This is a genomic window from Xenophilus azovorans DSM 13620 (assembly GCF_000745855.1).
GTDB lineage: Bacteria > Pseudomonadota > Gammaproteobacteria > Burkholderiales > Burkholderiaceae_C > Xenophilus > Xenophilus azovorans.
In genome coordinates this window covers 33,016-56,092 of record NZ_JQKD01000040.1, presented here as the reverse complement: position 1 = coordinate 56,092, position 23,077 = coordinate 33,016, and the positions used below count along the sequence as shown (strand labels likewise).

The 23,077-nt window shown below is 73.3% G+C and carries 22 protein-coding genes; 14 read left to right on the top strand and 8 right to left on the bottom strand.

All coding sequences use genetic code 11. The annotated features are described in order from the left end of the window. Positions 1–146 (bottom strand): transposase (locus Q392_RS32080; protein ID WP_157008087.1); only part of this gene is annotated, 146 nt, incomplete at its 3' end. Between the two features lie 212 nt (positions 147–358). On the opposite strand from Q392_RS32080, the gene Q392_RS19820 reads away from it, so the two are divergent. The 3 genes from Q392_RS19820 to Q392_RS19810 all read left to right on the top strand — a co-directional run bounded on the left by Q392_RS19820 (position 359) and on the right by Q392_RS19810 (position 3,948). After that, positions 359–1,816: a polyhydroxyalkanoate depolymerase gene (locus tag Q392_RS19820; protein WP_038211425.1), complete on the top strand. Its 1,458-nt coding sequence runs from the start codon at positions 359–361 to the stop codon at positions 1,814–1,816. Positions 1,817–1,856: 40 nt separating this feature from the next. Continuing rightward, on the top strand, positions 1,857–2,483 hold the full coding sequence (locus Q392_RS19815) for an RnfABCDGE type electron transport complex subunit B (protein WP_038211424.1): 627 nt from the start codon (positions 1,857–1,859) through the stop codon (positions 2,481–2,483). Between the two features lie 91 nt (positions 2,484–2,574). Then, positions 2,575–3,948, top strand: coding sequence for a phospholipase D-like domain-containing protein (locus Q392_RS19810; protein WP_038211423.1), 1,374 nt, complete (start codon positions 2,575–2,577; stop codon positions 3,946–3,948). Between the two features lie 9 nt (positions 3,949–3,957). On the opposite strand, the gene alkB is transcribed toward Q392_RS19810, so the two are convergent. Continuing rightward, positions 3,958–4,614 (bottom strand): DNA oxidative demethylase AlkB, encoded by a 657-nt coding sequence (alkB, locus tag Q392_RS19805; RefSeq protein ID WP_038211421.1) that lies wholly within the window; start codon positions 4,612–4,614, stop codon positions 3,958–3,960. Between the two features lie 106 nt (positions 4,615–4,720). Here alkB and Q392_RS19800 point away from each other — a divergent pair, with 106 nt between their 5' ends. Then, positions 4,721–5,932: an MFS transporter gene (locus Q392_RS19800; protein WP_038211418.1), complete on the top strand. Its 1,212-nt coding sequence runs from the start codon at positions 4,721–4,723 to the stop codon at positions 5,930–5,932. 5 nt (positions 5,933–5,937) lie between these two features. On the opposite strand, the gene Q392_RS19795 is transcribed toward Q392_RS19800, so the two are convergent. Both Q392_RS19795 and ada read right to left on the bottom strand, forming a co-directional pair. Continuing rightward, positions 5,938–6,666: a 2OG-Fe(II) oxygenase gene (locus Q392_RS19795; RefSeq protein ID WP_038211415.1), complete on the bottom strand. Its 729-nt coding sequence runs from the start codon at positions 6,664–6,666 to the stop codon at positions 5,938–5,940. Next, on the bottom strand, positions 6,663–7,748 hold the full coding sequence (gene ada / locus Q392_RS19790; RefSeq protein ID WP_051953782.1) for a bifunctional DNA-binding transcriptional regulator/O6-methylguanine-DNA methyltransferase Ada: 1,086 nt from the start codon (positions 7,746–7,748) through the stop codon (positions 6,663–6,665). The genes Q392_RS19795 and ada overlap by 4 nt, the downstream gene beginning before the upstream one ends. 208 nt (positions 7,749–7,956) lie before the next feature. Between ada and Q392_RS19785 the strand changes: the two genes are divergently transcribed. Continuing rightward, positions 7,957–9,198: an MFS transporter gene (locus Q392_RS19785; protein WP_051953781.1), complete on the top strand. Its 1,242-nt coding sequence runs from the start codon at positions 7,957–7,959 to the stop codon at positions 9,196–9,198. On the opposite strand, the gene Q392_RS19780 is transcribed toward Q392_RS19785, so the two are convergent. After that, positions 9,195–9,578, bottom strand: a complete 384-nt coding sequence (locus Q392_RS19780; protein ID WP_245610762.1) for an FKBP-type peptidyl-prolyl cis-trans isomerase — start codon at positions 9,576–9,578, stop codon at positions 9,195–9,197. The genes Q392_RS19785 and Q392_RS19780 overlap by 4 nt on opposite strands. 365 nt (positions 9,579–9,943) lie before the next feature. Between Q392_RS19780 and nadC the strand changes: the two genes are divergently transcribed. The 6 genes from nadC to panC are packed head-to-tail and all read left to right on the top strand — an operon-like array spanning position 9,944 to position 15,724. Further along, a complete protein-coding gene (gene nadC / locus Q392_RS19775; protein WP_038211413.1) occupies positions 9,944–10,834 on the top strand; it encodes a carboxylating nicotinate-nucleotide diphosphorylase in 891 nt (296 codons plus the stop codon). 3 nt (positions 10,835–10,837) lie between these two features. Further along, positions 10,838–11,956, top strand: a complete 1,119-nt coding sequence (gene nadA, locus Q392_RS19770) for a quinolinate synthase NadA (RefSeq protein ID WP_038211411.1) — start codon at positions 10,838–10,840, stop codon at positions 11,954–11,956. 2 nt (positions 11,957–11,958) lie between these two features. Then, complete coding sequence (gene nadB / locus Q392_RS19765) at positions 11,959–13,545, top strand: L-aspartate oxidase (RefSeq protein WP_038211408.1); 1,587 nt, start codon at positions 11,959–11,961, stop codon at positions 13,543–13,545. Between the two features lie 32 nt (positions 13,546–13,577). Beyond that, positions 13,578–13,979 carry an aspartate 1-decarboxylase gene (panD, locus tag Q392_RS19760; protein ID WP_038211407.1) on the top strand — a complete coding sequence of 134 codons (402 nt, stop codon included), beginning with the start codon at positions 13,578–13,580 and terminating at the stop codon, positions 13,977–13,979. A 9-nt stretch (positions 13,980–13,988) separates the two neighbouring features. Then, positions 13,989–14,849, top strand: a complete 861-nt coding sequence (panB, locus tag Q392_RS19755; protein ID WP_038211406.1) for a 3-methyl-2-oxobutanoate hydroxymethyltransferase — start codon at positions 13,989–13,991, stop codon at positions 14,847–14,849. Between the two features lie 44 nt (positions 14,850–14,893). After that, entirely contained in the window at positions 14,894–15,724 is an 831-nt protein-coding gene (gene panC / locus Q392_RS19750) for a pantoate--beta-alanine ligase (RefSeq protein WP_038211405.1), read from the top strand. On the opposite strand, the gene Q392_RS19745 is transcribed toward panC, so the two are convergent. After that, a complete protein-coding gene (locus Q392_RS19745) occupies positions 15,721–17,421 on the bottom strand; it encodes a hypothetical protein (protein WP_038211404.1) in 1,701 nt (566 codons plus the stop codon). The genes panC and Q392_RS19745 overlap by 4 nt on opposite strands. 430 nt (positions 17,422–17,851) lie before the next feature. Between Q392_RS19745 and Q392_RS19740 the strand changes: the two genes are divergently transcribed. After that, entirely contained in the window at positions 17,852–19,243 is a 1,392-nt protein-coding gene (locus Q392_RS19740) for an ethanolamine ammonia-lyase subunit EutB (RefSeq protein WP_038211403.1), read from the top strand. 61 nt (positions 19,244–19,304) lie between these two features. Then, a complete protein-coding gene (gene eutC / locus Q392_RS19735; protein ID WP_038211402.1) occupies positions 19,305–20,108 on the top strand; it encodes an ethanolamine ammonia-lyase subunit EutC in 804 nt (267 codons plus the stop codon). Here eutC and Q392_RS19730 read toward each other — a convergent pair. Next, positions 20,098–20,451: a hypothetical protein gene (locus tag Q392_RS19730; RefSeq protein ID WP_245610761.1), complete on the bottom strand. Its 354-nt coding sequence runs from the start codon at positions 20,449–20,451 to the stop codon at positions 20,098–20,100. The genes eutC and Q392_RS19730 overlap by 11 nt on opposite strands. Positions 20,452–20,724: 273 nt before the next feature. Between Q392_RS19730 and Q392_RS19725 the strand changes: the two genes are divergently transcribed. Next, the gene (locus Q392_RS19725; protein ID WP_038211400.1) at positions 20,725–21,315 is read left to right on the top strand and encodes a peroxidase-related enzyme; all 591 of its coding nucleotides are present in this window, start codon (positions 20,725–20,727) and stop codon (positions 21,313–21,315) included. A 13-nt stretch (positions 21,316–21,328) separates the two neighbouring features. On the opposite strand, the gene Q392_RS19720 is transcribed toward Q392_RS19725, so the two are convergent. After that, positions 21,329–23,071, bottom strand: a complete 1,743-nt coding sequence (locus Q392_RS19720; protein ID WP_084217223.1) for a phosphoethanolamine transferase — start codon at positions 23,069–23,071, stop codon at positions 21,329–21,331. Positions 23,072–23,077 lie beyond the last annotated feature (6 nt).

Below are 23,077 nucleotides of genomic sequence, written 5' to 3'. Positions count from 1 at the left end.
CCCGAGCGCAGCACCCACAGCACGCCATTGACGAAGGCACGGTTGTCTGCGCCACTGCGCCCAGGGTCCGAGGCTTTGCCGGGCAGCAAACCCTCAAGACGCTTCCATTGGTGATCTGTCAGTTCGTAGCGGATCGGGCGAGACATTCAGGCTGGCTTCCTCCTGCCCGTATCGTCTCATCTCCCATGTTCGTCGCCCTGAATGTCGATTCAGCCTAGGGGTGCCAAAGATGTGACATTTTTCACATTTGAAAGACGGTGGACCGGCGCCGGAGCGTCGCCAACGGTACTTGTGCGGATCGCGCCTTCAAGACGCGGCGTTATATTGCACTGCAGCGAAACTGCCTGCTCCGCCCCCGATGCTGTACCAACTCTACGAAACACAACGCTCGCTGATGGAGCCCTTCGCCGACTTCGCGCAGGCCGCCTCCAAGCTCTTCACCTCCGGCGCCATGTTCAGGCAACTGCCCATGGCCCAGCGCGTGGCCGCCGGGTACGACCTGCTCTACCGCCTGGGCAAGGACTACGAGAAGCCCGAGTTCGATATCAAGACGGTCAATGTCGACGGCACCGACGTGGTGATCCACGAGATCGTCGAGATCGACAGGCCCTTCTGCCAGTTGCGCCGCTTCAAGCGCTTCACCGACGACGAGCGGGTGCTGGAGACGCTCAAGGGCCAGCCGGTGGTGCTGATCGTGGCGCCGCTGTCGGGCCACTACGCCACGCTGCTGCGCGACACGGTGCGCACCATGCTGCAGGGCCACAAGGTCTACATCACCGACTGGAAGAACGCCCGGCTGGTGCCGCTGGCCGAGGGCGAGTTCCACCTGGACGACTACGTCAACTACGTGCAGGAGTTCATCCGCCACCTGCAGTCCGAGTACGGCAACTGCCACGTGATGAGCGTGTGCCAGCCCACCGTGCCGGTGCTGGCGGCCATCTCGCTGATGGCCAGCCGCGGCGAGCAGGTGCCGCTGACCATGACCATGATGGGCGGCCCCATCGACGCCCGCAAGTCGCCCACCTCGGTGAACAACCTGGCGACGAACAAGAGCTTCGAGTGGTTCGAGAACAACGTCATCTACCGGGTGCCGCAGGGCTTCCCCGGCGAGGGGCGCAGGGTCTACCCCGGCTTCCTGCAGCACACCGGCTTCGTGGCGATGAACCCCGACCGCCACGCGACCAGCCACTACGACTACTTCAAGAACCTGATCCGCGGCGACGACGCCAGCGCCGAGGCGCACCGCAAGTTCTACGACGAGTACAACGCCGTGCTCGACATGGACGCGGACTACTACCTGGAGACCATCCGCACGGTGTTCCAGGACTTCGACCTCGTCAACGGCACCTGGGAGGTGAAAGACCCCGGGGGCCGCGTCGAGCTGGTGCGGCCGCAGGACATCCGCGCCAGCGCGCTGCTCACGGTCGAAGGCGAGCTGGACGACATCTCCGGCTCGGGCCAGACCAAGGCGGCGCACGACCTGTGCACCGGCATCCCCGCCGACGGCCGGCACCACCTCGAGGTGCAGGGCGCGGGCCATTACGGCATCTTCAGCGGCCGCCGCTGGCGCGACCGCGTGTACCCGCAGGTGCGCGACTTCATCGCCACGCACGATGCGCCGCAGACCCGGCCGACGCGCCGCAACGGCGTGTCGGCGGAAGACACGATCCATGCGCCCGCGCGCGCCGGCAAGCCCGCGGCCGCCCCCCGCGCGGCGGCGTCGAAGGCGCCTGCCACCGCGCGCAAGCGCGCCGCGCGCCGCCCTTCCGCGGCGCCGGTGGCCGCTCCCGGCCGCGGCAAACGCCCGCGCGCCTGACGAGTCCCTGCGGGCCATCCGGCCCGCCCCCGCCGCCCCGATGAACACCCTGGCCGACCGACTGCTCGACGCCCTGCCCCAGACGCAGTGCACGCGCTGCGGCTGGCCCGACTGCGCCGGCTACGCGCAGGCCATCGCCCGCGGCGAGGCCGGCATCGACCAGTGCCCGCCGGGCGGAGAGGAAGGCGTGCGCCGGCTGGCGGCCCTCACCGGCCAGGCGCCGCGTCCGCTGGACCCGGCCTTCGGCGCCGAAGGCCCGCGCAGCCTGGCCGTCATCGACGAGGCCTGGTGCATCGGCTGCACCAAGTGCCTGGACGCCTGCCCCACCGACGCCATTGTCGGCATCCACAAGCGCATGCACACGGTCGTCGAAGCGCACTGCACCGGCTGCGAACTGTGCATCCCCGTATGCCCGGTGGACTGCATCGGCCTGGAGCCGGCCACCCCCGGCAAGACCGGCTGGGCGGCCTGGTCCGCGGCGCAGGCGCAGGAGGCCCGCACGCGCTACGCGGCCCACCGCGCACGGCGCCGGCTGGACCTGCCGGACGACGCACCCGACGCCGCCGCAGCCAGCGAGACCGACGCCCAGGCGCGCAAGCGCAGCGTGGTGGAAGCCGCCCTGGCCCGCGCCCGCGCGGCCCGCGCCGCGCCGCCGCCGACACGCTGAGGCCGCCCGTCCGCCGGCGCGCGAGCGCCCCGCCGGCACCCCGGGGCTTGGACGCAAGCCGCGGCGAGGCTGTGCGAAGCTCCGGCCTCGCATGTTCCATTCCTTCGCTTCCTGGCTGCCCAGCATCTCGCAGCACTTCCTCGCGGTGGTGCTCGCGCTGCTGGTGTACGTGCTGACCACCCGCGGACGGCGCGAGCAGCGGGCGCCCACCGCCGCCATCGCCTGGGTGATGGGCATGCTGCTGATGCCCTACGTCGCGCTGCCCATGTACCTGATGTTCGGCCGGCGCAAGCTGCGTCCGGCAGGAACGCCCCGGGCGGCGCGCAGCGGGCCGTCGCCGCACTGGGCGGCCGAGCTGATCGACGCCTTCGGCCTCGCCGCCCCGTCCGCCTGCGCCGTGCGGCTGCATGCCGACGGCGTGGACGCGCGCGCGGCGCTGTGGGCGGTGATCGACGGCGCCCGCCGCACGCTGGACGTGTGCACCTTCATCATCGGGGACGACGCGCTGGGCAGCGAGGCCATCGAGCGCATGGCGGCGCGGGCGCGCGCGGGGGTGCGGGTGCGCGTGCTGCTCGACGGCTTCGGCGCGCTGCAGCTGCCGCAGCGGCACTTCGAGGCGCTGCGCGCCGCCGGCGGGCAGGTCAAGGTGTTCCGCCCGATCTTCGGGCTGCACCGCAGCGGGCCGCGCAACCTGCGCAACCACCGCAAGTTCACCATCGCCGACGACGCCTGGCTGTGGAGCGGCGGCCGCAACCTGGCGGGCGAGTACTTCTGCGGCAACGCGGCGCATCCCGAGCCCTGGCGCGACCTGTCCTTCGACATCCGCGGCGACGTGGCCGCGGCAGCGGCGCGCCAGTTCGAGCAGGACTGGACCTCGGTGACGCGCGAGCCGCCCCGGCCGGTGGCCTCGCTGCCGGCCGTGCCGGGCGGCGCGCTCGCCCAGTTCCTGCCCAGCGGGCCGGACCAGACCGAGGACACGGCCGCCGCGCTGCTGATCGGCGCCTGCTTCCGCGCCGAGCGGCGCATCCTGGCGATCACGCCCTACTTCGTGCCCGGCGACGGCCTGCGCGATGCGCTGCGGCTGGCGGCCCGGCGCGGGGTGCAGGTCACGATCGCGATACCGCGGCGCTCCAACCACCGCCTCGCCGACTTCGTGCGCAGCCGCGCGATGCGCGACCTGGCGCGCGCCGGCGTGGCCTTCCGCATGCTGCCCTTCATGGCGCACGCCAAGGCCGTGGTGGTAGACCACGACCTCGCCCTGTGCGGCTCGATCAACCTCGACCAGCGCAGCCTGCTGCTCAACCACGAGGCGGCGGTGGTGTTCTACGACCCGGTGCAGATCGACTGGCTGGCGCAGTGGGTCGAGCGCACAGCCTCGGCCGGCGAGGCCTACCGCCCGCGCCGGCCCGGGCTGATGCGCGATCTGGCGGAAGGGCTGCTGCTGACGCTGGCCTTCCAGCTCTGAGGCGCCCGCTCAGCCCGCGCAGCGGAAGGTCAGGTTGATGCGGCACGCGCCCATGAAGGGGTGCTCGCCCTCGGCCAGCGGCAGCACGCCGTGGTGGTGCAGCCGCGCCGGCCCGCCCCACACGACCACGTCGCCGTGCACCAGCGGCACGCGCCGCGCGCGGTCCGACCGTTTCGGCCCGCCCCACAGGAAGACCGCCGGCAGGCCGAGCGAGACCGAGACGATGGGCTGGTCCATGCGCCGCTCGTCGCGGTCCTGGTGCAGCGTCAGCCGGGCGCCGGGCACGTAGCGGTTGATCAGGCAGGCGTCGGGCGCGAAGGCGGCGATGCCGGCCCGCGCCGCGGCGTCCACGGCGAGCCTATAGAAGGACGGCGGCATCGGCGGCCAGGCGCGGCCGCTCAGCGGATCGCTGGCGGTGTAGCGGTAGCCGGCGCGGTCGCTCACCCAGCCGAGCGCGCCGCAGTTGGTCGTCGCCACCGACATGGGCTTGCCGCCGGGCGTGACGAGATGGCGCAACGGCGCCGCGGCCAGCACGGCGTCGAGTTCACGGCGCAGCGCCGCGGCCCGGTCGAACGCGAAGCCGCGCAGCACGCAGGCGCCCGGCTCCAGCGCCAGCGGCGCCGCGGCGAGGGCATCGGTTCCGGGGTCGAACAACTCAGCGGTCATGGCCGGCACTGTAGGCGCGCCGCAGACCCTGCTGGCAGCGCGCCATGGGTTGCATCCATATCAATTGAGAACTATTCTCAATTTCAACAACAACCGCAGAACCGACATGCCCTCTTCTCCCGACCACGCCGCCGCGCTGCCGGCCGGCGCCGCCCCGGGCCCGGCGTTCAGCCTCAGGCCGCTGCTGTTCGCCAACCTCGCCTGCACCATGGCCATGATGGCCTTCGTGTCGCTGGTCGGTCCGATGGCGCGGGTGCTCCGGCTGGCGCCCTGGCAGGCGGGCATGGCCGTCACGGTGGGCGGCGTGCTGTGGATGCTGCTGTCGCGCCCCTGGGGCCAGGCCAGCGACCGGCACGGGCGCCGGCCGGTGCTGCTGGCCGGCGTGGGCGGCTTCGGCCTGGCCTACTGGGCCATGTGCGCGGTGCTGGTGGTGGCGCTGCACGTGCTGCCGGCCGCCGGGCTGGTCTTCCTGGGCCTGCTGGTCTCGCGCGGGGCCGTGGGCGCGTTCTACGCGGCGATCCCCTCGACCGGGCTGGCGCTGGTGGCCGACCACGTGGCGCCCGGCCATCGTGCCGGCGCGATGGCCTCGCTGGGCGCGGCCAACGCGGTCGGCATGGTGCTGGGGCCGGCGCTGGCGGCAGGGCTGGCGCAGTCGAGCCTGAGCCTGCCGCTGTATGCCACGGCGCTGCTGCCGCTGGCGGCCTTCGGCGTGCTGTGGAAGGGCCTGCCGCGCGCCGAGCGCCGGCATGCGGACCTGCCCCGCACGCTCGGCCTGGGCGACGCGCGGCTGCGCGCGCCGATGGCGGTGGCCTTCGTGGCGATGTTCTGCGTGGCGATCGCGCAGATCACGGTCGGCTTCTTCGCCATCGACCAGCTCGGGCTGGCCAGCGGCCCGGCCGCGCGTGCGGCAGGGATGGCGCTGACCTCGGTGGGCGTGGCGCTGATCGGCTCGCAGTTGCTGGTGCGCCGGCTCGACTGGACGCCGCTGCGGCTGATCCGCATCGGCAGCCTCGTGGCGGCCGCGGGCTTCGGGGCGACGGCGCTGGTGCACGACGCCTGGCTGCTCGGCGCCTGCTTCTTCGTCGCCGCGGCCGGCATGGGCTGGGTGTTCCCGGCCTTCTCCGCATTGGCGGCCAATGCGGTCGAGGCGCACGAGCAGGGCTCCGCCGCCGGCTCGGTGGGCGCGGCGCAGGGGCTGGGCATCGTGCTGGGGCCGCTGGCCGGCACGCTGCTGTACGCCATCGCGCCCGGCGCGCCGTACGTCGCCGTGGCGCTGCTGCTGGCGGGCACGGCCGCCTGGGTCGCGCTGCGGCGCTGAGCCGTTCATGCGGCGTCGTGGAAGATGAGGCCCAGCGTGTGGCGCTCGCCGCGCCGCACGCGGCTCACGCCGTGCCGCAGGTTGACGCGGTAGGCGCCGCGCGTGCCCTGCACCGGCCGGTGGTGCACCGCGATCACGGCCGCATCGCCCTGCTGCAGCGGCAGCACCATGGGCCGCGACTGCATGCGCGGGCGCTGCTCGGTCAGCACCAGCTCACCGCCCCCGAAGTCGTGCCCCGGCGCCGACAGCAGCACCACCACCTGCAGCGGGAAGACCTCGTCGCCGTACAGGTCCTGGTGCAGGCAGTTGTAGTCGCCCTCGCGGTAGCGCAGCAACAGCGGCGTGGGCCGCAGCTGGCCGGCCGCATGGCAGCGTGCGATGAAGTCGGCATGCGCCGGCGGAAAGCGCGCCGGCAGGCCCAGCGTCGCCTGCCAGCGGTTGGCCACGGGCACCAGCCGCGCGTACAGCGCGCCGCGCAGGGCCGCCACCGCCGGCGGCAGCGGGTAGGCGAAATACTGGTACTCGCCCTGGCCGAAGCCGTGGCGCGCCATCACGACGCGGCTGCGGAACTGCGCGGGCTGCGCATAGAGCGCCGCCGCCGCGCGGCACTCGTCGGGCGTGAGCAGGGAAGGGATCAACCCATGGCCCTCGGCATCGAGCGCGCGCTCGACGCCGTCCCAGTCCACCGCTGCCAGCCGCCGCTGCACGCGCTGCGCCGCGGCCTCGTCGCTCATCGTGCGGCGCCCTCGCGATCCAGCAGCGCCTGCTTGCGCTCCACGCCCCAGCGGTAGCCCGAGAGGCCGCCGTCGCGCCGTACCACCCGGTGGCAGGGGATCGCCACCGCCAGCGGGTTGGCGGCGCAGGCCTGCGCCACCGCGCGCGTGGCCGAGGGGGCGCCGATGCGCTCGGCGATCTCCGCGTAGCTGGCAGTGCGGCCCGGCGGGATCGCGCGCAGCGCCTGCCACACGCGCTGCTGGAAGGCGGTGCCGCGCACGTCCAGCGGCAGCTCGGTGCCCAGGCCGGGCGACTCGATCAGGCCCACCACCTGCGCCACCAGCCGCTCGAAGTCGGCGTCGCCGCCGATCAGCCGCGCCCGCGGAAAGCGCGCCTGCAGCTCGGCCGCCAGCACGTCGGGGTCGTCGCCGAGCGCGATCGCGCACACGCCACGCCCGCTGCGCGCCACCAGGATCGCGCCCAGCGAGCATTGGCCGATGGCGAAGCGGATGTCGGCGCCCTCGCCGCCGGCGCGCCAGGCGCCGGGCGTCATGCCGAGCAGGTCGTCCGCGGCCTCGTAGAAGCGGCTGGGCGCGCCGTAGCCGGCGTCGTAGATCGCGTCCGTCACGCTGCCCTCGCCGCGCTCGAGCGCCGCGCGCACGCGCCGGCCGCGCTGCGCCGCGGCCCAGGCGCGCGGCGTGAGGCCCGTCACGGCCTTGAAGGTGCGCTGCAGGTGCCGCGGGCTCAGGCCGGCACGCTCGGCCAGCATCGCCAGCGTGGGCGGCTGCTCGGCGGCCTCGATCTCGCGGCACAGCCGGGCCACCAGCTCGGCCTGCTGCTGCGCCGGCGCCAGCGCGTCGGGCCGGCAGCGGCGGCACGGACGGAAGCCCGCCCGCTCGGCGTCCGCGGCCGTGTCGTGGAAGGCCACGTTCTCCGGCCGCGGCATGCGCGCGCCGCACGAGGGCCGGCAGTACACGCCGGTGGTGCGCACGGAATAGAAGAAGCGGCCGTCGGCCTCGGCATCGCGCGAGGCCACCGCGGCCCAGCGCGGGTCGGCGACGGTGGCGGCAGCCTGCAGTTCGGAGCGGGTCGTCATGTTCATGGGGGCCTTCCTTTCGGTGTCGATGGGAAGGACTGTAGGCAGCGCGTCGCCTCCGGGCATCCCGGGTCTTGCTGCCGAATTCGTTCATTCATTGTGAGCGCCAGCGAAACACTGCACTGGCGCAGGGTGGCTTGGTCGGCCCCGCGCCGGCCGACACACTCGGGCGTTCGCTGTTTCGACCGCCTTTTCCCGACAGAACAGGAACGCCATGTCTTCCCACTGCCCCACCTGCGACGGCGCGCTGCCGGCCGCCGCATCCCCCGCCGCCGCACCGCCGCACGCCCGCGCCGCCTGGCCCGCCGTCGGCGCGGTGGCGGTCGGCACCTTCGTGATGGTCTCGACCGAGTTCATGCCCATCGGCCTGCTGACCGACATCGCGCGCGGCCTGCAGGTGTCCGACGGCGTGGCCGGGCTGATGGTCACCATGCCCGGCGTGGTGGCTGCCCTGGCCGGCCCGGCGCTGAGCGTGGCCGCGGGCCGGCTGGACCGGCGCATCGTGATGCTGGCGCTGACGGCGCTGCTGCTCGCCTCCAACCTGCTCGCGGCGCTGGCGCCCGACTTCGCGACCATGCTGGCGGCGCGGCTGATGCTGGGCGCGGCCGTGGGCGGCTTCTGGACCTTCGCGCCCGGCGTGGCCGGCCAGATGGTGCCGCCGGCCGCCCAGGCGCGGGCGCTTTCGCTGGTGCTGGCGGGCGTGTCGGTGAGCACGGTGCTGGGCGTGCCGGCCGGCTCGCTGCTGGGCAGCCTGGCCGGCTGGCGCTTCGCCTTCGCCGCCTCGGCGGCGCTCACGCTGGCGGTGCTGCTGGCGCAGTGGCGCCTGCTGCCGGCGCTGCCGCCGGCGCGCGCCATCCGCCCGGCCGACCTGCTGACGCCGCTGCGCCGCGCCCGGCCGCGCGCGGTGCTGATCGCAGTGGTGCTGATGGTCATGGGCCACTTCGCCGCCTACACCTACCTCAAGCCGCTGCTGCTGCAGGTGTTCGCGCTCTCGGCCGCGCAGGTGACGGCGCTGCTGCTCGCCTACGGCGCGGCGGGCTTCGCGGGCAACTTCCTGGTCGGGCTGATCGTGGCGCGCAGCGCGCGCGCCGGGATGATGGCGACCACCGCGCTGCTGGCGCTGGCGCTGCTGGCCTCCACGCTGGCCGGCAGCGGCTTCGTGGCGGCGGCGCTGGTGGTGCTGGCCTGGGGCGTGGCCTTCGGCATGGTGCCGGGCGCGGCCACGGGCTGGATGCTGCGCTCCCTGCCCGACGCGCCCGAGGCCGGCCAGGCGATGCTGGTGACGGCCTTCCAGGTGGCGATCGCCTCCGGCGCCACGCTGGGCGGCCGGGTGGTGGACGGCAGCGGCGTGCCGGGCGCGATGCTGCTGGGCGCCGCGCTGGTGGCGGCGGCGCTGGCGGCCGCCACCATGCTGGGACGCGGGCGCGCCGGCGCGGCAGCGGTCAGCGCCCCTTAACGTCCCTTGACGGCGAGCAGCTCGATCTCGAAGTTCAGCGTCGCGTTGGGCGGGATCACCCCGCCCGCGCCGCGGCTGCCGTAGGCGATGGCGGGCGGGCACACCAGCTTGGCCTTGCCGCCGACCTTCATCTTCTGCACGCCTTCGGTCCAGCAGGGGATGACGCGGTTGAGCGGGAACTCGGTGGGTTCGTTGCGCGAATAGGAGCTGTCGAACTCCTTGCCGCTGTCGGGGAAGGTGCCGCGGTAGTGCACGCGCACGGTGTCGGTGGCGGCGGGGCTGGGGCCGGTGCCCTCCTTGACGCTCTGGTAGACCAGGCCGCTGGGCAGCGTGACGGGCGCCGCGGCCTGCTGGGCGTGCACGGCGCCGGCCAGGGCCAGGGAAGCGAAGAAGGTGCTGACGAGGAACGGTCTCACGATGGCCATGCCTTGGAAATGGGTGAAAAAAGGGGAAGGCATTATGCGCAGCGCCCACGGTGCAGGGCTTCTTGAGCGCCACCCGATCCGCTGGCGCCACATTTGTGTAACGAACTGCCGCCACCCGGCCGGGAGTTGACCGGTTTTCCGCGCCCGTACCGGCATTGAAATCGGTTTCCCGCAAGAAGAAGGCGTTTTAGCGGCAGTTCGCATAACGTAAATAACAAAACGGTCTTTGGACCGGCTCCGCCGAACGCCTAGAGTCCGCCCACTTTTTTGCCCGCCTGCCCGCAGGCATGGGCAGCCTCCCCGGTTTCCGCTCCGCGCCGATGTCCAGTTCCCCCGCCTCGCCCTCCCCCGTCTCTCCCCCGGTTTCCGTTCCCGAACTCGCCCAGGCCGATGCGCAGCGTGCCCTCCAGGAGGACGCCGGGACCGGTGACCTCACCGCGGCGCTCGTGCCGCCCGAGGCCCGGGCCCGCGCCCGGGTCGTGCTGCGCGAGCCGGCCGTCCTGTGCGGCGCGCCCTGGGTCGATGCCGTCATCCGCGCGCTGGACCCGCGGGCCGGCATCCGCTGGCTGCGCCGAGAAGGCGAGCGGTGCGCGGCGGGCGAGGTCGTCCTGGAGCTGGAAGGCCGCGCACGGCCGCTGCTCACCGCCGAGCGGTCGGCGCTGAATTTCCTGCAGTTGCTCAGCGCCGTCGCCACGCGCACCGCCGCCCATGTCGACGCGGTCGAGGGCACGCGCGCACGCATCGTCGACACGCGCAAGACGCTGCCGGGCCTTCGCCTGGCGCAGAAGTACGCCGTGCGCACCGGCGGCGGCCTCAACCACCGCATCGGCCTGTACGACGCCATCCTGATCAAGGAGAACCACATCGCGGCCGCCGGCGGCATCGCCCAGGCGCTCGCGGCGGCGCGGCATGCCGGCAGCGCCGCGCAGTTCATCGAGATCGAGGTCGAGACGCTGGCGCAGCTCGACGAGGCGCTCGCCCACGGCGCGCGCATGGTGCTGCTGGACAACATGGACCTGGCGACGCTGCGCGAGGCCGTCCGCATCAACGATGCCGCGGGCGACGCGCGCGCGACGCTGGAGATCTCCGGCGGCGTCACCCTGGAGGCCGTCCGCGCGCTGGCCGAGACGGGCGTCGACCGCATCTCGGTCGGCGCACTCACCAAGGACGTGAAGGCGATCGACTTCTCGATGCGCTTCGAAGGGGCCTGAGGGATGGACGGCCTGGTCAGCATCGACTTCGAGCAGCCCGCGCCGCGCGCGGCGGGCGGCGCATGCAGCACGCGCCACGCCTGGGCGCGCGTCCCGCCCGAACCCTCGCGCGCCGAGCGGGCCCGTCTCAAGGAGCGCATCCGCGAACTGCTCGTGCAGCAGCAGGCGGCGCTGGTGGCGCACTACTACGTGCATCCCGACCTGCAGGACCTGGCGGAAGAAACGGGCGGCCTGGTGGCCGATTCGCTGGAGATGGCCCGCTTCGGCCGGGACCATCCGGCGCGCACGCTCGTCGTCGCCGGCGTGCGCTTCATGGGCGAGACGGCCAAGATCCTCTCGCCCGGCAAGCGCGTGCTGATGCCCGACCTGGACGCGACCTGCTCGCTCGACCTGGGCTGCCCCGCGGAGGAGTTCGCCGCCTTCTGCGACCAGCACCCGGACCGCACCGTGCTCGTCTACGCCAACACCAGCGCCGCCGTGAAGGCCCGCGCCGACTGGATGGTGACCTCGGGCTGCGCGCTCGACGTGGTGCGCGCGCTCACGGCGCAGGGCCGCAAGATCCTCTGGGCGCCGGACCGCCACCTGGGCGACTACATCCGCCGCGAGACGGGCGCCGACCTGCTGAGCTGGGACGGCGCCTGCATCGTGCACGACGAGTTCAAGGCGCTGGAGCTCGAACTGCTGAAGGAAGAGCACCCCGGCGCCCGCGTGCTCGTGCATCCGGAGTCGCCGCCCGACGTGATCGCCCTGGCGGACGCGGTGGGCTCCACCGCCGCCATCCTGTCGGCGGCGGCGCGCATGGACGCGCGCGAATTCATCGTCGCCACCGACACCGGCCTGCTGCACAAGCTGCGCACGCTCAACCCGGACAAGACCTTCATCGCGGCGCCCACCGCCGGCAACGGCGCCACCTGCAAGAGCTGCGCCCACTGCCCCTGGATGGCGATGAACGACCTGGCGGGCGTCGTCCGCGCGCTGGAGACCGGCGCGAACGAGGTGCACGTCGATGCCGCCGTCGGCGAGCGCGCCCGGGTGCCGATCGCGCGCATGCTCGATTTCACGGCCGCCCTCAAGGCAGGCGGGACGGCCCCGGGCATCACGGCCGGCATCGGGGCGGCCTGACGATGGCCTCGTCGCTCGACTTCGACGTGCTGGTCGTCGGCAGCGGCCTCGCGGGCCTGACCGCGGCCCTGCACCTCGCGCCCACGCACCGCGTCGCGGTGCTGACCAAGCGCGCCGTGTCCGACGGCGCCAGCCAGTGGGCGCAGGGCGGCATCGCGGCGGTGCTCGACGCGCAGGACAGCATCGACGCGCACATCGACGACACGCTGGTGGCCGGCGCCGGCCTGTGCGACCTGCCGGCCACGCGGCGGGTGGTCGAAGGCGCGCCCGGCTGCATCGCCTGGCTGCGCGAGCTGGGCGTGCCCTTCTCGCTGGAAGGCGGCGAACTGCACCTCACCCGCGAGGGCGGCCACAGCCGGCGCCGCATCGTGCATGCGGCGGACGCCACCGGCGCGGCGGTGCAGCGCACGCTGATCGACGCCGCGCGGCGCTCGGCCGGCATCCGCTTCTTCGAGCATCACGCGCTGGTCGACCTCATCGCGGGCGGCGGCACGGCGTACGGCGCCCCCGTCTGTGCCGGCGCCTACGCGCTGGACGAATCCACCGGCGAAGTCGTCGCCTTCCACGCGCCGGTGACCGTGCTCGCCACCGGCGGCGCAGGCCGGGTCTACCTGCACACGACCAACCCCGGCACCGCCACCGGCGACGGCATCGCGGCCGCATGGCGGGCGGGCTGCCGCGTGTCGAACATGGAGTTCATCCAGTTCCACCCGACCTCGCTGTGCCATCCCGAGGCGCAGTCCTTCCTGATCAGCGAGGCGGTCCGCGGCGAGGGCGGCGTGCTCCGGCTGCCGGCATCCGCGGGCGGCCGGCGCTTCATGCCCGCGCACGACCCGCGCGCCGAGCTGGCGCCGCGCGACGTGGTGGCGCGCGCGATCGACGCCGAGATGAAGAAGCACCGGCTCGACTGCGTGCTGCTCGACATCTCGCACCAGCGCGCGGACTTCCTGCACCACCACTTCCCCAACATCCTGGCACGCTGTGCGCAGTACGGCATCGACATCACCCGCGACCCGATCCCGGTGGTGCCCGCCGCCCACTACACCTGCGGCGGCGTCGTCACCGACCTGCAGGGACGCACCGACGTGGCGGGCCTCTACGCGGTCGGCGAGACCGCCTGCACCGGGCTGCACGGCGCCAACCGGCTCGCGAGCAACTCGCTGGTCGAATGCATGGTGTTCGCGCGCGCGGCGGCGCGGCAGATCGCGGACACGCCTGTCCGCACCGCATCCAGCGCCCGGCCCTGCCGGAGCGCATCGGCGCATGCCGCCGATCCGCGCGGCATCGCGGACCGCCTCGACGGCCTGCGCCGCCTCATGTGGGAGCGCGTGGGCATCGTGCGCACCGGCGGCGACCTGGATGACGCCGCCGGCCGGATCGTCGAACTGCGGCGCGAGACCGAGGCCCTGTACGGGAGCGCGAGGGTCACGCGCGATCTCGTCGAGCTGCGCAACCTGGTGCAGGTGGCCGACCTCATCGTGCAGTCGGCGCGCTCCCGCCTCGAAAGCCGGGGGCTGCACTACCGCCTCGACCACCCGCATCCCGCGCCCCGCGCCGCGCCGACCCTGCTCGCGCCGCTGGGCGCCTGACCCCGGTTTTCATCCCCGAGGACGCTGCCCCCATGCTCCGCACCCTGCTCAAGTCCAAGATCCACCGCGCGTCGGTGACCGATTGCGAACTCCACTACGAAGGCTCCTGCGCCATCGACGAGGACCTGCTCGACGCGGCGGGCCTGGCCGACAACGAGCAGATCCACGTCTGGAACGTCACCAATGGCGAGCGCTTCGTGACCTACGCGATCCGCGCGCAGCGCGGCTCCGGCATCGTCTCGGTCAACGGCTCCGCCGCACGGCGCGCCTGCGTGGGCGACCTGCTCATCATCGCGGCCTTCGGCCTGGTCGGCGAGGAGCGCGTGGCCGCGCACCGGCCGCGGCTGGTGTTCGTGGACGCGGCCAACAAGGTCAAGGAAGTGCATTCCGGCATTCCGGTCCAGACCGCCGACACGCAGGCGCTGGCGATCTGAGTCCCCGCCATGTCGATCGCTGAGACGGCCGAATCCCCCGGTGCCGCGGCCGCGCCCCGCAAGGCCGTGACCCTCGCGCGCCTGGCCGACATGCATGCGCGTGGCGAGAAGATCGCCATGCTGACCGCCTACGACGCCACCTTCGCCGCCGTCGCCGATGCGGCCGGCATCGACTGCCTCCTGGTCGGCGACTCGCTCGGCATGGTCTGCCAGGGGCTGGACAGCACCGTCGGCGTGTCGCTCGATGCGATGCGCCACCACACCGACAGCGTGGCGCGCGGCCTGCGCCGCGTGCGCGGCGGCGCCTGGCTGGTCGCCGACCTCCCCTTCGGCAGCTACCAGGCATCGCGCGAGCAGGCCCTGCGCAGCGCCACCGCGCTGATGCAGGCCGGTGCGCAGATGGTCAAGCTGGAGGGCGGCGGCTGGACCGCGGAGACGGTGCGCTTCCTCACCGAACGGGGCATCCCGGTGTGCGGGCATCTCGGGCTGACGCCGCAGACGGTCCACGCGCTCGGCGGCTACCGGGTGCAGGGCCGCGACGAGGCCTCGGCGGTGCGCCTGCGCGAGGACGCACGCGCCCTGCAGGACGCCGGCGCGGCGATGCTCGTGCTCGAGATGGTGCCGGCCGCCCTCGCCGGCACGGTCACGGCCGAGCTTGCGCACTGCGCCACCATCGGCATCGGCGCGGGCCGCGGCACCTCGGGCCAGGTGCTGGTGATGCACGACATGCTGGGCATCCACCTGGGCAGGCCGCCGAAGTTCGTGCGCAACTTCATGGCCGGCGCCGGCAGCATCGAGGACGCGCTGCGGGCCTACGTGTTCGCGGTGAAGGACGGCAGCTTCCCCGATGACGGCATGCACGCCTGGTAGCCGCCGCGCGCGCCTGCCGCATCTTTCCACGCAACGACTCCACCATGCAGATCGCAAGAACGATCCCCGAGCTGCGCAGCCTCCTCGGCGACGGCCGCCGCAGCGCCTTCGTCCCGACGATGGGCAACCTGCACGACGGCCACCTGGCGCTGGTCGGCAGGGCCAGGACGCTCGGCGAGGTCAGCGTCGCGAGCATCTTCGTGAACCGGCTGCAGTTCCTGCCGCACGAGGACTTCGACACCTACCCGCGCACCTGGGACAGCGACTGCGAGAAGCTGCGCGCGGCCGGCTGCGACGTGCTCTTCGCCCCGGACGAGAAGGCGCTCTACCCCGAGCCGCAGACCTGCAAAGTGCATCCCGATCCCCTGCTCGCCGACACGCTCGAAGGCGCGTTCCGCCCGGGCTTCTTCACCGGCGTGTGCACGGTGGTGATGAAGCTCTTCGCCTGCGTGCAGCCGCGCTTCGCGGTGTTCGGCATGAAGGACTACCAGCAGCTCATGGTCGTCCGCCACATGGTGCGGCAGTTCGCGCTGCCGATCGAGGTGGTCGGCGCACCGACCGAGCGCGCCGCCGACGGCCTGGCGCTGTCCTCGCGCAACGGCTACCTCGGCCCGCAGGAACGCATCCAGGCCCGCGAGCTGCCCGATGCCCTGCGCGCGGTCGCCCAGGCCGTGCGCGAGGGCGAGCGGGACTTCGGCGCCATCGAGGCGCGGGCGGCCGCCGCGCTGGCGGCACGCGGCTGGCAGCCGGACTACGTGGCGATCCGCCGGCGCGCCGACCTGCAGCCCCCGGCGGGCGGCGAACCGCTGGTGGTGCTGGCCGCCGCCCGGCTCGGCAGCACGCGGCTCATCGACAACCTGGAGATCGACGCCTAGGCATGCAGCCAGAAGGCGCTCTCGGCGAACTGCTCGCCGTTCCACCAGTTCGCGCGGCCGGTGCCGTACCGGAAGTTGTCGGCGCCGGCCTGGCTCTGCAGCGGCGCGGTGACGGCGCCGCCGCGGTCGCGCCGGGCCGGCCGGTCGGCAGCCTCGGGCACCACCATCGCGATGTGGCCGGAGCGGCCCTCCTCCTTGCGGCGCGCCACGATGGCGCCGACGGCGCCCAGGTTCACCTCGGCCTGCAGCTCGGTCGGCGTGCCGGCCTGGCGCCAGCCGAAGTCGGCCCCGAAGTCGCGCAGCCAGCGGAACAGGTCGTTGGCCCGCATCTCGACGATGGTGTCGCCCAGCAGCGGCCGGACCTGCGCGCCCACCGCCAGCCGCAGCAGCGCCGGGCTGCTCCACCACACGCGCGGCAGGTACACACCCGCCAGCCGGCAGAAGTCGTGCGCGTAGATGTTGCAGAAGGTGGCCGTGCGCGTGGGCCGGTAGCGCAGGAACTGCGGGTTGTCCACGCCCAGCCAGGCCACGATGGCGGCCAGCTCGCGGCGCAGTTCGTCGGGCGTGGTGCCGGTGCGCCCGGGCGCGTTCTTCTCGTCGACGGAGCGGGCGGTGGCCGGGTCGCGCCGGCAGGTGACGAGGCCGGCCTTCGCGGGCATGTGGACGGCCACGATGCCGGCCGCCGGCGGCGTCGGCGCCGGCCGCGTGAGTTCGATCGGCGCATCCGGCGCGTCCGCCACCAGGAACCGGGCCGAGGCGAAGCCCCGGATCAGCGCGCCCTTGAGGCTGGTCTCGATGCCGAAGAAGCCCTTGACCGGCCCGGAGTGCGCGCGCACGGGATGCCCGTCGGGCAGGTGCGCCACCACGTTCTTCTGCGGCGGGTCGCTGATCTCCGGCGCGCTTCGCAGGCGCAGCATGCCTTCGCTCACGGTCACCTTCATCGGCGTGCCGCCCGCACCCACCGGCAACGGCGCTGCGACCAGCGCCTCGCCGGCCGGCGGCACCGCCAGCATCGGGCCGGCGGCGCCGGGGTCGGGCACGGTGTGGGCCAGGCGGATGAGGTCGAACAGCGCCTGCCCGTAGAACGTGCCGCCGGGCGGCCGGAAGCCCTGGTTCAGCCCGGCCGAGGCGCGGAAGCCGCCGGTGTTGTAGACGATGCCGACGGTGGCCAGCTCCAGGTCGGACAGCGCGGCGCGGCCCTCGAAGCCGCGCTTGTTCAGCGCGAAGCGCAGCACGCCCATCGCGCGATCGAGCGTGCCCTCGAACCCGGCCCAGGTCCGGTCCAGGAAGTAGTCCGGGTCCTTCCTGAAGTGCTGGATGTCCACCTGGAAGACGCCGAAGGCATGGCAGTACTTGGCCGGCTGCCTCGCCACGGCTTCGTAGCCCTGGACGAAGCGGGCCATGTCCACCAGCGCCTGGCGGGCCATCGCGAACATCTCCTGCCCGCGCGGCGCGGCCAGCAGCTCGGCCCGGCTCGCCGGGAAGGCGGAGCGCCGGTCGATGGTGTCGCCCACGCACAGGGCCAGCACCCGGTCCACGTCCGGCAGCTTCCTGCGCAGCAGGGGCCAGACCTCGCCCGTCTCCTGGCAGGCCAGCGCGGTGAGGAAGTCGACGGTGATCGGCGTGCCTCGCACCGCCCGCGCCATCGGCCCGTGGAAGTTCCGCTTGAACCAGGCCATGTCGTCCGCGTTCGCCATGTCGCACCCCCTCGAGCTCGTGTGCGACAGCAAGATAGTCCGATGCCGCGCCGGCCGATTCCTCCCTGAAGGCTAGGGCCTGTTAACCCTATGGAAGGGGTCGCGAAGCTCATCCCAGCCCGCCCATCAAGGCGCGCGACGCCGTGCGTGCGTCCGCACGCACAAGGAGCGCAACGCCGAGGGGCGGGCTGGGATGAGCTTCCCTCCGGGTTGCTTCGCAAAGGGGCCGTCTGCGGCGTTGCCCGCGCTTGCAAGGCGCCAGCCTTGCTGCGCGCGGGCGCCTTGCATCCAGCCCCTTTGCGAAGCAACGCGATCCCCTTCCATAGGGTTAACAGGCCCTAGGCCGGACGGCCGGTGCGCGGCCCGGCGTGCGGCGCCGCGCTTCCTTGTCTACGATGGCGGACTGGCACCGCTCCTGCAGGTCCGCGTCATGCGCTATCGCACCACCCTCGGCGGCCAGGTCTTCGGCTTCGCGGACCTGCGGCAGGTCATGGCCTGCGCCAGCCCGCCCCGCTCGGGCGACGCGCTGGCCGGCATCGCCGCCGCCAGCGCGCAGCAGCGCATGGCGGCGCGCTACGTGCTCGCCGAGACGCCGCTCGCGCGCTTCCTCGACGAGGCGCTCGTTCCCTACGAGGAGGACGACGTCACCCGCCTGATCATCGACACGCACGACGCGGCCGCCTTCGCGCCGGTCGCGCACCTGACGGTCGGCGACCTGCGCAACTGGCTGCTGGGCGATACCGCCACGCCGCAGGCGCTGGCCGCGCTGGCGCCCGGCCTCACGCCCGAGATGGCCGCCGCCGTCTCCAAGCTGATGCGCAACCAGGACCTGGTGGCCGTGGCGCGCAAGTGCCACGTGACGGCGGCCTTCCGCGACACCCTGGGCCAGCCCGGCCACCTGGCGGTGCGGCTGCAGCCCAACCACCCGGCCGACGCGCCGCGCGGCATCGCCGCCTCCACGCTCGACGGGCTGCTGTACGGCGCGGGCGACGCGGTCATCGGCATCAACCCCGCCTCGGACAGCCAGGCGGCACTCGATGGCCTGCTGCGCATGCTGGACGAGCTGATCTCGCGCTTCGCCATCCCGACGCAGAGCTGCGTGCTCACCCACGTCACCCACACGCTGCGGCTGATGGAGCGCGGCGCGCCGGTGGACCTGGTGTTCCAGTCCATCGGCGGCACCGAGAAGACCAATCGCAGCTTCGGCGTCTCGCCCGCGCTGCTGGACGAGGCGCACGCCGCCGCGCTGTCGCTGGCGCGCGGCACGGTGGGCGACCACTGCATGTACTTCGAGACCGGCCAGGGCAGCGCCCTGTCGGCCGACGCGCACCACGGCGTCGACCAGCAGACCTGCGAGGCGCGCGCCTACGGCCTGGCGCGGCGCTACCGGCCGCTGCTGGTCAACACGGTGGTCGGCTTCATCGGCCCCGAGTACCTGTACGACGGCAGGCAGATCATCCGCGCCGGGCTGGAGGACCACTTCTGCGGCAAGCTGCTCGGCCTGCCGATGGGCTGCGACATCTGCTACACCAACCACGCCGAGGCCGACCAGGACGACATGGACAACCTGCTGGTGCTGCTGGGCGCGGCGGGCGTCAACTTCATCATGGGTGTGCCGGGGGCCGACGACGTGATGCTCGGCTACCAGAGCACTTCCTTCCACGACGCGCTCTTCCTGCGGCAGACGCTGGGCCTGAAGCGCGCGCCCGAGTTCGAGGCCTGGCTGCAGCGCATGGGCATCACCGATGCCGAGGGCCGGCTCGCGCCGCCCGTCGCCGGGCGGCTGGCGAACCAGATGAACGCGCTGAAGGCGCTGCAATGAGTGCCGCCCGGCCGCTCCGAAGGCGCTCGCACCCGCAGTGCGAAGCACGGAGGGTAGCCCAGTGAGCGGAGACACCCCGCCCCTCGTCACGCCCGACCCCTGGCAGGCATGGCGCGCCGCCACGCCCGCGCGCCTGGCGCTGGGGCGCGCCGGCGCCGCCCTGCCCACCGACGAGACGCTGCGCTTCGGCTGGGCGCACGCGATGGCGCGCGACGCCATCCATGCCGCGCTGGACGTGCCGGCGCTGTCGGCGGCCCTGCAGGCGCTGGGCCGGCCCGTGCTGCAGGTGCACAGCCGCGCGCCCGACCGCGCCACCTACCTGCGCCGGCCGGACCTGGGCCGCCGCCTGGACGAGGAGGACGCACGGCGCATCGCCGCACACCGGCCCGGCACCGGGGCGGGCCTGTGCGTGGTGGTCGGCGACGGCCTGTCCTCGCTGGCCGTGGCGCGGCACGCGGCGCCGCTGCTGGCGGCGCTGCAGCCCCGCCTGCCTTCCTCCCTGCGTTGGTCGCCGGTCGTGATCGCCACGCAGGCGCGCGTGGCGCTGGCCGACGAGGTGGGCGAATGCCTCGGCGCGCGCCTGGCCGTGATGCTGATCGGCGAGCGGCCCGGCCTCAGTTCGCCGGACAGCCTGGGCATCTACCTCACCCACGGGCCACGCGTCGGCTGCCACGACGCGCAGCGCAACTGCATCTCGAACGTGCGGCCCGAGGGGCTGGGCTACGAGGCGGCCGCCTTCAAGCTGGCCTGGCTGGTGCGCGAGGCGCTGCGGCGCGGACTGACGGGCGTGGAACTGCGGGACGAGAGCGACCGGGACGCGGCGGTGGACGCGCCCGCGCCGGCCGGCCCCGGCATCAGTACCTGATGCGGATGCCGGCCTTGACGCCGTGCCTTTCCCTGCCGTCCGACTCGACGCCGCCGGTGAGCGAGACGGCCCCGCCGGTGCTCCCGCCCATCGAATAGCTCGGCCGCGTCAAGGAGGTATCCATGCCGCCGTACAGGCCGCTGCCGTCCTTGCGCTCGACGCCGACGACGGCGCCCTCGGTGTGCATGGAGGTCTCGGTGGGCGCCAGCTTCGGCGCGACGTAGACGCTGCCCTTGTCGTCGCTGTCCACCGGCAGCTTCACCTCGTCGGCCCAGGCGGCCGCAAGGGGCGCCGCGGCGAGCAGCAGGCCGGCGAGCGTGCGGATGCGGATCGCGGAATGCATCCGCCGCAATGTGCCACGGCGCGCCGGCTGCCGTTGTGGGACGTCGCCGGCAATCCCGGCGCCGTCGGCATCAATGCCACAGCAGCGACAGGCCCTGGGACACGCTCGCGGCCAGGCCGCCGGCGCTGATGACCAGGCCGAGGATGCGACGGGGACGGGAAAGCAGCTTCATGGTCTGCAAATGTTAAAAAGCCCGGGCCCGCGCGTGAAGTTGATTGCCTTCATCGCGGCGATAGACGCCCGCCCGTTCCCAGGTGACCCAGGAGACACGCCATGACCGACCGCTACCCCCTCGCCGAACTCAAGGATTTGCCGGAGGACATCCGCGCCAAGGTGCTCGAAGTGCAGGAGAAGGCCGGCTTCGTGCCCAACGTGTTCCTCGCCCTGGCGCGGCGGCCTGCCGAGTGGCGCGCCTTCTTCGCTTATCACGACGCGCTGATGGAGCCCGAGAGCGCGGGCCGCACCAGCAACCTGAGCAAGGGCGACCGCGAGATGATCGTCACCACCACCAGCGCGGCCAACCAGTGCCTGTACTGCGTGGTGGCGCACGGCGCGCTGCTGCGCATCTACGAGAAGAAGCCGATGGTGGCCGACCAGGTGGCGGTGAACTGGCGCAAGGCCGACATCACGCCGCGCCAGCGCGCCATGCTCGAGTTCGCGATGAAGGTCTGCCAGCGCTCGCACGAGGTCGACGAGTCCGACTTCGGCGCGCTGCACGCGCACGGCTTCGACGACGAGGACATCTGGGACATCGCGGCGATCACCGCCTTCTTCGGCCTGTCGAACCGGCTGGCCAGCTTCAGCGGCATGCAGCCCAACCCCGAGTTCTATCTGATGGGCCGCGTGCCGCGCGAGAAGAAGTAGCAGTGGTCGCGGATCAGGCTGGGTCCGCCGCGCGGCAGCGCGCGAAGGCATCGAGCGCACCGCGGTAGGTCGGGCTCCTCACGTCCATCAGCCCCAGCACGGTGGGATAGAGGTTGTCGTGCGTCAGTTCGGCCTCGGTGCCGGCACGCAGGCAGCCGCCGGCGAGGCCGGCGCGCCGGCCCAGGCCGCCGTCGAGCCAGGCGACGAAGGGCACGTGCTTCTGCACCTCCGGCGCCAGGCGGTATGGCATGCCGTGCAGGTACAGGCCGTACTCGCCCAGCGACTCGCCGTGGTCGCTCATGTACAGCATCCCGGTGTCGTAGCGGGCCGACTGCGCCTTCAGCCAGTCGATCGTGCCGGCGAGGAAGTGGTCGGTGTAGGCGATCGAGTTGTCGTAGGCGTTCATCAGCTCGGCGTTGCTGCATTCCGACAGCGTGTTGGTGCGGCACTCCGGCAGGAAGCGCTTGAAGGCCTGCGGCGAGCGCTTCGCATAGGCCGGGCCGTGGCTGCCAAGCTGGTGCAGCACCAGCACCACGCCGCGCGCCGTGCGCTCCGGCGGCAGTGCGGCGATGCGCCGGTCCAGGCCCTCCAGCAGCAATGCATCCAGGCATTCGTCGCCGCCGCACTGCGCCGGATGCGCCGCCACGGCGGCCGCGTCGTTCACCTGCGCATGGGGCACGCGCTCGCACACGCCCTTGCAGCCGCCCTGGTTGTCCAGCCACAGCACGGCCAGGCCGGCGGCCTGCAGCACGTCCAGCAGGTTCTCGTGCTCGCTGCCGCGGTCCTCGTAGCCCTGTCGGCCCAGGTGCGAGAACATGCACGGCACCGAGGCCAGCGTGCTGGTGCCGCACGAGTGGACGTTGCGCCAGCTCAGCACGCCGCGCGCCGCCAGCTCGGGCGTGGTGTCGCGCGCATAGCCGTTCAGCCCGAAGTGGTCGGCGCGCGCCGTCTCGCCCACCACCAGCACCAGCAGCGGCGGCTTCGCCTGCGCCGCGTAGCTCGGCCCGAGCGCCGCGCCGGCGGTGATCGGCAGCAAGGGGCGGCTGCGCTGGAACATCGGCCGCAGCGCCGCGGCGCCGGTCGAATACACGGCGGCCAGCGGGTTCATCATGTAGCGCAGGTGGGGCTCGCTGCGCATCAGCGGCGCCAGCACGCGCGACATCGCCACCGCGCCGGCTGCGCACGCGGCCAGCGCCGCGATCAGCAGCAGGGCGTTGCGCCACAGGCGCGGCCACCAGCGCTCCGGCAGCAGCGGCACGCGCGCGAGCCACAGCACGGCCGGCGCCGCCACCAGCAGCACGCTGACCAGCAGGCGCAGGCTCAGCAGGTCGCGCGCCTCGCCGGGGTCCGTCTGCAGCACGCTGGCGGCCATCGACGGGTCCATCACCATGCGGTAGGCGAACGCGTAGTACTGCACCACCGCCGCGACCACCACCAGCGCCATCCACAGCGGCTTCATCCAGCGCGACCAGGCGGTGAGCGCCAGCAGCGCCACCGTGCCGCTCAGCAGCAGCCAGGCCATGCCCAGCACGGCGGGCAGGTACACGCTGGGCGCGCGGCCGATGCGCGCCAGCTCGGCCCACAGCGGCCAGTTGGCCGCCAGCAGCAGGTACACGGCCAGCCAGCACACCACGCTGCGCACCGAGCGCGGGCGGTCCAGCCAGGCCACGGCGCGGGCCGTCAGGTCGGTGAGGAACGGCGGGAACCGGGAAGACGCGGCGCGCGAAGGCAGGAAGACGGGCGGCAGGGCTGACATGCCGCC

Excerpts from the sequence above, each read along its gene's own strand:
- Q392_RS19820 (WP_038211425.1), top strand. The coding sequence starts at position 359 with ATGCTGTACCAACTCTACGAAACACAACGCTCGCTGATGGAGCCCTTC.
- Q392_RS19815 (WP_038211424.1), top strand. The coding sequence starts at position 1,857 with ATGAACACCCTGGCCGACCGACTGCTCGACGCCCTGCCCCAGACGCAG.
- Q392_RS19810 (WP_038211423.1), top strand. The coding sequence starts at position 2,575 with ATGTTCCATTCCTTCGCTTCCTGGCTGCCCAGCATCTCGCAGCACTTC.
- alkB (WP_038211421.1), bottom strand. The coding sequence starts at position 4,614 with ATGACCGCTGAGTTGTTCGACCCCGGAACCGATGCCCTCGCCGCGGCG.
- Q392_RS19800 (WP_038211418.1), top strand. The coding sequence starts at position 4,721 with ATGCCCTCTTCTCCCGACCACGCCGCCGCGCTGCCGGCCGGCGCCGCC.
- Q392_RS19795 (WP_038211415.1), bottom strand. The coding sequence starts at position 6,666 with ATGAGCGACGAGGCCGCGGCGCAGCGCGTGCAGCGGCGGCTGGCAGCG.
- ada (WP_051953782.1), bottom strand. The coding sequence starts at position 7,748 with ATGAACATGACGACCCGCTCCGAACTGCAGGCTGCCGCCACCGTCGCC.
- Q392_RS19785 (WP_051953781.1), top strand. The coding sequence starts at position 7,957 with ATGTCTTCCCACTGCCCCACCTGCGACGGCGCGCTGCCGGCCGCCGCA.
- nadC (WP_038211413.1), top strand. The coding sequence starts at position 9,944 with ATGTCCAGTTCCCCCGCCTCGCCCTCCCCCGTCTCTCCCCCGGTTTCC.
- nadA (WP_038211411.1), top strand. The coding sequence starts at position 10,838 with ATGGACGGCCTGGTCAGCATCGACTTCGAGCAGCCCGCGCCGCGCGCG.
- nadB (WP_038211408.1), top strand. The coding sequence starts at position 11,959 with ATGGCCTCGTCGCTCGACTTCGACGTGCTGGTCGTCGGCAGCGGCCTC.
- panD (WP_038211407.1), top strand. The coding sequence starts at position 13,578 with ATGCTCCGCACCCTGCTCAAGTCCAAGATCCACCGCGCGTCGGTGACC.
- panB (WP_038211406.1), top strand. The coding sequence starts at position 13,989 with ATGTCGATCGCTGAGACGGCCGAATCCCCCGGTGCCGCGGCCGCGCCC.
- panC (WP_038211405.1), top strand. The coding sequence starts at position 14,894 with ATGCAGATCGCAAGAACGATCCCCGAGCTGCGCAGCCTCCTCGGCGAC.
- Q392_RS19745 (WP_038211404.1), bottom strand. The coding sequence starts at position 17,421 with ATGGCGAACGCGGACGACATGGCCTGGTTCAAGCGGAACTTCCACGGG.
- Q392_RS19740 (WP_038211403.1), top strand. The coding sequence starts at position 17,852 with ATGCGCTATCGCACCACCCTCGGCGGCCAGGTCTTCGGCTTCGCGGAC.
- Q392_RS19730 (WP_245610761.1), bottom strand. The coding sequence starts at position 20,451 with ATGCATTCCGCGATCCGCATCCGCACGCTCGCCGGCCTGCTGCTCGCC.
- Q392_RS19725 (WP_038211400.1), top strand. The coding sequence starts at position 20,725 with ATGACCGACCGCTACCCCCTCGCCGAACTCAAGGATTTGCCGGAGGAC.
- Q392_RS19720 (WP_084217223.1), bottom strand. The coding sequence starts at position 23,071 with ATGTCAGCCCTGCCGCCCGTCTTCCTGCCTTCGCGCGCCGCGTCTTCC.